Annotated in this window: 5 protein-coding genes, 1 tRNA gene and 1 pseudogene; 6 read left to right on the top strand and 1 reads right to left on the bottom strand. The window is 41.8% G+C overall.

The features are described 5' to 3' along the window. Positions 1-234, bottom strand: a 234-nt coding sequence (locus LHW48_07885) for a S24 family peptidase (protein ID MCB5260373.1), incomplete at its 3' end; no start/stop codon positions are given. Positions 235-523: 289 nt separating this feature from the next. On the opposite strand from LHW48_07885, the gene LHW48_07880 reads away from it, so the two are divergent. The 6 genes and pseudogenes from LHW48_07880 to LHW48_07855 form a co-directional block, all read left to right on the top strand. After that, positions 524-1,702: a glycosyltransferase gene (locus LHW48_07880; protein MCB5260372.1), complete on the top strand. Its 1,179-nt coding sequence runs from the start codon at positions 524-526 to the stop codon at positions 1,700-1,702. A gap of 122 nt (positions 1,703-1,824) precedes the next feature. Continuing rightward, positions 1,825-1,901: transfer RNA gene (locus LHW48_07875), tRNA-Arg, on the top strand. 47 nt (positions 1,902-1,948) lie between these two features. Then, positions 1,949-3,874 carry an ABC transporter ATP-binding protein/permease gene (locus LHW48_07870; protein ID MCB5260371.1) on the top strand — a complete coding sequence of 642 codons (1,926 nt, stop codon included), beginning with the start codon at positions 1,949-1,951 and terminating at the stop codon, positions 3,872-3,874. 416 nt (positions 3,875-4,290) lie between these two features. Further along, positions 4,291-5,609 (top strand): annotated as a pseudogene (locus tag LHW48_07865) (inositol-3-phosphate synthase). Positions 5,610-5,649: 40 nt separating this feature from the next. After that, on the top strand, positions 5,650-6,756 hold the full coding sequence (locus tag LHW48_07860; GenBank protein MCB5260370.1) for a CDP-glycerol glycerophosphotransferase family protein: 1,107 nt from the start codon (positions 5,650-5,652) through the stop codon (positions 6,754-6,756). Positions 6,757-6,759: 3 nt separating this feature from the next. Further along, on the top strand, positions 6,760-7,343 hold a 584-nt coding region (locus LHW48_07855), incomplete at its 3' end, for an NTP transferase domain-containing protein (protein ID MCB5260369.1).

Below are 7,343 nucleotides of genomic sequence, written 5' to 3'. Positions count from 1 at the left end.
TGACAAAACTCCGATCAGATATATATCGAGACCCTGATCCGGGTCTAATATCTGGACTTTGTAGTCTATATTAAATGGCTGTAAGATAATACGTTTATTGGCGTGATCGAGTTCCACTTTCTTGAGTGTGACACCATCATCAGCACGGACTGCACTGACCTTTTCATTCGCCAATTCCCAATCAAGCTCCTGTTTGATGACTACGATGTCTTCATGTAGGATATTGGGCTCCATTATAAACCCTCACTGAAAACTTCAATTTTCGGTGACTCTTTATATTGGTTATGATAATGAGTGGTAGTTAGTTATTGTCAAACTGCTTGACAGTTGTGACGTGGATAGAGATATTGATTCTTATCGGTTTTATGTCGGACGCAAAAGATTTGGAAAGTGTCGGGGATGCCGTTAAGCAGCGCTTTCTTGGTTAGTAAACACCGGGCTCTGGGCGTCCAGCATAATCCGGCAGCACTTATAAAGGATGGATTATTGGCTTGAGTAGAATTATTAAGAACACGGAGAGGATGTGAAGATACTATTTCTTAGCTCCCGCATTCCATATCCACCGGATCGGGGAGACAAAGTGCGCACCCTATTCATTTTGAGGCAACTGGCGAAGATGGGAGAAGTGCATTTGCTTTCTCTGGTAGACAGCAAAAGTGATGCGCAAGCCATGGCAGCTCTTAGAACAGAGATACCCAATTGCCACTTCATCCATCATGGCAAAGTCCGGGCTTTGCTGAACATGGCTTCCAATGTATTTTCCAATTTCCCATATCAGGTGGCTTATTACAAAAACCCGGCCTTGTTTGCTAAAATTAAGGAACTTGACAACTTGCACGATTTTGATCTGGTATACACTCATCTCATTCGGATGGTACCCTATGCCCGGATGCTGAAGAAGAAAAAGGCAATTCTTGATTACACAGATTGCATCTCTTTGGAATATAGCCGCAGCTTGGGGCATCTCAGCGGGTTTCGCAAACTGTTTTTTAAGATCGAATCTGCCCGTACAGCCCGCTACGAAATGCGGGCGGCAAATCTGTTTACAGAAAACTGGGTGATTTCGCCGGTAGATTTGCAAAAGCTGGGTCTGGAGGATCACCATCGTAGCGTGGTGGTACCCAATCAAGTGCGGATAGCCTCACATGAAGCATCTCCAGAGCTCAAGCAGCGCTTGATTTTCACCGGGAACATGAGCGTTCCACACAACGTCGTGGCTGCTCAGAACGTAACGAAAAAAATCATGCCAGCTTTGCTTCGTGATTTTCCGGATCTGCAGTTCATCATTGCCGGGGCTGCCCCATCCCCGGAGATCAAAGCCCTAAATGGACAAAACAACACCTCAGTTATTGGTTTTGTGGAAGATCTTTACAAAGAACTGATGGCAAGCGACATCTTCATTGCTCCCCTTTATTTCAGTGCGGGCATCCAGAATAAAGCGCTGGAAGCCATGGCGTGCAGCATCCCGGTGATCACCACTCCCAACGTGGCACAGAGTCTTGATGCGCACGACGAAGTGGAGTTGATGATAGCGGAAGACAATCATGCTTTCGTAAAAAAGGCAACTTACTTACTGAAAAACGATGTGGCAAGGGCTCAGATCGGAAAATCCGGCAGAGCTTTGGTTCTAAATAAATATTCGACCGAGGCGATCAGTCAACTGATTTCCGCCCGTGTTGATTTTGTAATTCATTGCCAGTGACAAAGAAAGTCTCAGCTTCTGACAGAGTTGCTGCAATTCTCAGAAAAGCTACAGTCCGTTCTCGTTTACCGATATTTTTATTGACAGAAAAGGCTCTATGGAAAAACGTGACAAAACAGTGTGCGCCCTTAGCTCAATTGGATAGAGCATCTGACTACGGATCAGAAGGTTAGGGGTTCGACTCCCTTAGGGCGTGCCAGATTTTTCTCTTGCCAGCATTTGCTGGCTTTTTTTATTGGTGCAATTATGGATAATAAAGAACACAGCACAAAACGAAGCGCCAATCTGATGCTATTGTATAAGATGATGTTTCGCTACTGGCCATACATCATTGCCGGACTTATCTCCATGGCTTTGTACGCCTTGTTTAGCGGAGTGAGCATCACCATCCTGATTCCGCTCTTCGATTATGTATTTAATCCTAACAAACCAGAGATTTTGTATCATAATGCCGGCGAGATTTTGGGAGCAATAAAGGCTGCGATGCTAGCTTTTTATACAGAGCTTGGTTCGCTATTGCAGGTTAGATCTTTAAGCGATCTAAGTCCCTTATGGAATAAGCTAAAACAGGTTATGTTGGTAAGTGATTCTCTATCATTACTGTATTTGCTGTGTATATTCATTGTGGTTATTATCCTCTTGAAGAATCTTGCGTTTTTTGCCAACCGTAATTTTTTTGTACGTTTAAGAGGGAGAACAATTCGAGATTTACGGGGATACATGTTTAGACGGTATCTCAATCAGAGTCTGGAGTTTTTTAGCAAGAACAAGGTTGGTGATGCCATCGTTAGGATGGTAAATGATGTAGAGATAGTATCAAATCAGTTCATCAATGCAATGTTTGATAGCATTCGCGATATCAGTACTGTAATAGTTTATATGTACATTGCTATCTATCTAAATGCCAAACTATTTGCCTACAGTATTCTGGTGGTGCCGCTACTTACTCTTACGATCAGCTTTTTGGGGAAGAAGATCAAAAAGTATTCTCAGCGTATTCAAGGCCAGGTATCTGCAATGTTCAGCGTGGTTGAAGAAGTACTGAACAGCATCAAGATCGTAAAGGCGTTTCGAAAGGAAGATGAAGAATACAAAGTATTTAGCGATATAAACAGTCAACACCTGAAACAATGGCAAAAATCGCAGATATACAGTGCCATGAATGTACCGATTTCAGAAATGAACTCGGCAGTTACTGGAGTGGTGGTAGTAATAATTGGCGGAGGAATGATCTTGGATCCATCCGGAGGCTTTTCTTTGGGAGATTTTACCGCCTTTCTATTTGCTGTGTTTTCCATGTTGCACCCCATGAAGAGTGTTACCCAGCTTTATACGGAGATCAAAAAGGCTACCGTATCTTTGGACCGCATTGCATTGGTGCTCAACCAAGAATCTACCATTAAGGATGATGAAAACGCCATATCTAAACCGGAGTTCAGCCAATCGATCCTTTTCCAAAAAGTTGGATTTTGGTACAAATCCGACGAAAAAGTGCTAATTGATTTTAATCTTGAAGTGCAAAAAGGTAGCAAAGTAGCTTTTGTGGGAGCAAGTGGCGGGGGCAAAACTACTGTTACAAACCTCATAAATCGGCTTTACGACGTAAAAGAGGGTCGGATTCTCATTGATGGCATAGATATCAAGCAAATTAAGCTAGATGATTTACGCAGTCTCTTTGGTGTGGTTACTCAAGATAGCGTACTCTTTAGTAAAACCATAAGGGAAAACATAGCCTATGGCAGCAAAAAGACTCTGAGTGATGACGAGATAGTTGCTGCGGCGAAGATTGCCCATGCCGATGAGTTCATTCAAAAATTTCCCCATAAATACGATCAACTGCTGGATATAAAAGGGTTAAACCTATCCGGAGGACAGCGTCAAAGACTTTGTATAGCACGGGCGATTGTAGGAAATCCGCCCATCTTGATTTTTGATGAAGCTACCAGTGCCCTAGATACCGAGAGTGAACGCAAGGTACAGGATGCCATTGACGAAGCTACCAAAAACCGCACCGTGATTTTGATAGCGCACCGTCTTTCCACAATACTGGCAGCAGAAAAAATTGTTGTTTTAGAAAAAGGCAAGATCGTAGGTATGGGTAATCATGACGAATTACTACAAACCTGCCCCCGATACCAGGTGCTCTACAATCTCCAATTCAATAAACAATAATACGACTACATTATAGCATACAAATATTTGCACATAGCCCACCGCAGATAAGTGAGCAGATATCAGTTTGCTCGAAGGCTCGTATTGCTATGTATCCCTACTCAAATCCCTAAACTATTGGGGCGCTGCTTTATAGTGCCGTTATGTAACAATCATGTTTCCTAGTTTATATCATAATCATTTCCCATTCCAATAAGCATATATTAGCGAAGGTTCCTCCCGAGATTCAGTTGAGGATACAAGATGATAGTAGCCTAAAGCCACGTTTACAATTGCCTTATGTAATGAGGGTTTTAAGCGTTGTGTATATAATTTTTACGAACCACACATTTATTGAAATTTATCTTGACATAAAACTAAGCTCAACAAGCTTAAATATTTAGAACAATATTTCGATACAATTAGAAGGAGACAACATGCTTAGAGGCGATAGTATCAAGCCTGCTCAGGGCAAACTGGGAGTATTAATCGTGGGATTAGGTGCAGTAAGCACAACCTTTGTGGCAGGGGTGGAAGCCATAAAAAAGGTAAAGCAGAAGCTTTTGGTTCTGTATCGCAGATGGCTACAATTAGATTGGGAAAACGTACTGATAATCGCAGCCCCTTAATCAAAGATTTTGTACCATTAGCCAAGCTGGAAGATATTGAATTTTTGGCTTGGGACATCTTTGAAGCGAATGCCTATGAAGCCTCAGTAAAAGCCGGGGTATTAGAAAAAGGACAAATCGACAGTCTTGAACCGGAATTGCGTAAATTAAAGCCGCATAAGGCTGTTTTTAGTTCGGATTATGTAAAAAAACTGCACGGAACTCATGTGAAGCAAGGCGCAAACAAGATGGAACTGGCTACACAATTGATGGAAGATATCCGCAAGTTTAAACAGGAAAAACAATGTGATCGCTTAGTAATGGCATGGGCTGCTTCCACAGAAATATATATGGAAGCAAATCCGGTTCATGATACTTTATCAAGTTTTGAAAAGGCTTTAGTAGAAAATCATAAAGCAATAGCTCCCTCGATGATTTATGCGTATGCGGCGCTAAAAATGGGCATTCCGTTCTTGAATGGTGCGCCTAACCTCAACCTGGAAATACCGGCTCTTCGTGAATTGGCAATGCAGAATAAGGTTCCGGTGGGAGGCAAAGATTTCAAAACCGGTCAAACCTTGATGAAAACGATCATTGCTCCCGGATTAAAAGCAAGAATGATTGGTCTTGATGGCTGGTTTAGCACTAACATCTTAGGCAATAGAGATGGTGAAGTACTGGATGATCCGGAATCTTTTAAGACAAAGGAAGTAAGCAAGCTATCAGTTTTGGAAACCATTCTCGAGCAGGATAAATATCCTCAGCTCTATAAGGATTTGTATCACAAGGTAAGGATTAACTACTATCCTCCGCGTGGTGACAACAAAGAAAGCTGGGATAACATAGATATTTTCGGCTGGCTAGGCTATCCGATGCAGATCAAAATTAATTTCCTTTGCCGCGATAGCATTTTAGCCGCACCGGTATTGCTTGATTTGATTTTATTTATGGATTTAGCTAAGCGTTGTGATATGTTTGGTGTTCAAGAATGGCTATCTTTCTTCTGGAAATCTCCGATGACAGCTCCGGGTTTGTATCCCGAAAACGACCTCTTTATTCAACAGACTAAGCTGAAGAATACTTTGCGTTATATGATGAAGGAAGATCTCATCACACATCTGGGACTGGAATATTACAACGAGATGTAAGCCAGGGTAAATCTGTAGCCCTATTCTTGGCAGTATAATAATGAAAAAAATAAAGCTCCTTTTTAGGATAGGTTATGCATACCATAAGGCTGCCTTCGATCCAATCATCGATTTGCTGATAGATAATCCTCGTTACGACGTGTGGTTCTCGTTGGATATGGAGAAGATCAAATACTTCTTCATCGAAATACCCTATCGAAATAAGCTTATTAAGCAATGGGAGCAACTTGGTTACCGTTTTACAACAAAGACCAAGGGTTTCGATATAGTTATTAGTGGCGATACTTTACGTAATGCAAAAGATTATGGGAAAACGCTACTCATTTTTCTAAATCATGGAACTGGTATCAAGAATATCTTGTATCGCAATCTGGAACGAGCCAAGGGTCATAAGTACCAAATCTTTGTTGAAGGTCAACACCGAGTGGATTCACTGCTTGCCTGCCCCCATCTGGGAAGCAGTGAAGTCCATCTCATCGGTTTGCCCAAATTAGATTACTATTTTAAGGCTAAGTACAAACGAGAAGATGTGTTACAGTCCTTAGGGCTAGACCTTCAAAAAAAGACTCTACTTTTTGCCCCTACCTACAAACCTACTTGTATGTATCAGATCAAAGACGATATTTTTGAACAAACAAAGGACTATAATCTAATTATCAAATTGCATCCCTATAGTTGGATGGGTAAATATGCGCCACATAAACAACACAGGATTTTCCAGCGGCGAGTGGGTCGCTATCCTCATGCCAGGCTTTTGCCCTTTAACGAATTGAGTATTTTACCCTACTATGTGGCAGCAGATACCATACTGAGTGAGGCTTCCAGCACAGTATTCGATTTTATTGCTTTTCAAAAATACGGGATTGTTTACGATCTGCCATGCGATAAGCTGATCCATTCTGATGGACAAGCTCTTTTAGAGATCGACAACCGTTTGTTTTTAGAAGGTGCTTTTCCGCATATCCAAAGTGGGAAAGAGCTTCCACAAGCAATCTGGCAAGCCTTGCATCCAAGCTCGGAGATGAAAGCCAGAGCGAACGATTACCGGGATCGATATTTCTATAAGTTGGATGGCAAAGCCAGCGAGCGTTTTATCCAAAAAATGGAAGCGCTTTATGCAGAAGGTGGGCATGAGAATGAGGTATAGAGTGTGAAAGCAGTGATTATTGCCGCAGGTTATGGGAGTAGATTATGGAATGAAACCAATCAAATTCCCAAAACCTTGCTGCCCTTCAACGAAGGAACAATCCTTTCCGCCATTATGATGCAAATGAAGATGGCGGGGATATCTGATCTGGCGATGGTAGTGGGGTTTAATCAGCATTATATCCGAGAATATGTTAGCTGCACCAAACTGCCGTTTAAGGTTTTTTTTATTGAGAATACTGAGTGGGATAGGGGTAATGGGCTTTCTGTATATAAAGCAAAGGACTGGGTTAAAGACGAACCCTTTATTCTATCCATGTCCGATCACCTGGTTTGCGCTAAGGCAATAAAGGCAGTTATTGAATGTAGCCAGAATACAAATCTTCTGATGGTTGACCCTTTTATTGAAAGCAATTTCGATTTGGATGATGCCACCAAAGTATTGGTAAATGAAGAGTTCATCAGCGATATCGGCAAAGAACTTGAAAGATATAACGCTTTGGATTGTGGGATCTTTCGTTTAAACCACAGTTTCTTTCCTGCTATGGAAAGTGCTTTATGCAAGGGCTTAGAATCTATCAGCGCAGC

The sequence above is a fragment of the Candidatus Cloacimonadota bacterium genome (genome assembly GCA_020532355.1).
In the GTDB taxonomy this organism is placed as follows: Bacteria; Cloacimonadota; Cloacimonadia; order Cloacimonadales; family Cloacimonadaceae; genus UBA5456.
This window is presented reverse-complemented; position numbering and strand designations above follow the sequence as displayed.